We start from the raw sequence: 518 nt of genomic DNA, 5'->3' as shown, positions 1-518 counted from the left end.
CCACGTCCTGGCGAAGGCAGGCGGCAGCCGAAGGCAGGCCCCGCAACGGCGCCCGACCAGCTGCCCCGACTGGGGTTCGCCGCAGCACGGGCAGGCCGGCAGGTTCCAGGGCAATCCCGCGAAACAGGCCTCGCACCAGGGCTTGCCGTCACTGCCGGGGGCCAGGCAGAAGGCACAGCGTCCCGGCAGGGCCCGACGCAGCGCACCGTCAACCAACTCAATCCATGCGGTTGACAAGCCTCGTCGAGTCCGTAAGCTGTCCGTCAACCTGATTATTCCAACAAAGTTGACCATAAGCGAGCCCGCCATGTCCTCCCTGCCGCACGACCCTTGCGCCGATGGCCGCACCGATACCCAGACCCTAGCCAGCCTGCCGGCGATCCGCCACGACTGGACCCTCGACGAGATCGAGGCGCTCTTCGCCCTGCCCTTCAACGACCTGCTGTTCCGCGCCCAGCGGGTGCATCGCGCCCACTTCGACCCCAACGCCGTGCAGGTCTCCACCCTGCTCTCCATCA

At 67.8% G+C, this 518-nt stretch carries 1 protein-coding gene and 1 pseudogene; one reads left to right on the top strand and one right to left on the bottom strand.

Annotated features, from left to right (window positions below; all coding sequences use genetic code 11):
- Positions 1-216 (bottom strand): double zinc ribbon domain-containing protein (locus tag ACOMD9_RS21120; protein WP_421417985.1); only part of this gene is annotated, 216 nt, incomplete at its 3' end.
- Between the two features lie 91 nt (positions 217-307).
- Between ACOMD9_RS21120 and ACOMD9_RS21115 the strand changes: the two are divergent.
- Positions 308-518: pseudogene (locus ACOMD9_RS21115) on the top strand (biotin synthase BioB); the annotation flags it as partial.

The organism is Halomonas terrestris, assembly GCF_049166755.1.
In the GTDB taxonomy this organism is placed as follows: Bacteria; Pseudomonadota; Gammaproteobacteria; order Pseudomonadales; family Halomonadaceae; genus Halomonas.
The sequence above is the reverse complement of the archived record's forward strand: the minus strand, read 5'-3'. Positions and strand labels throughout refer to the sequence as shown.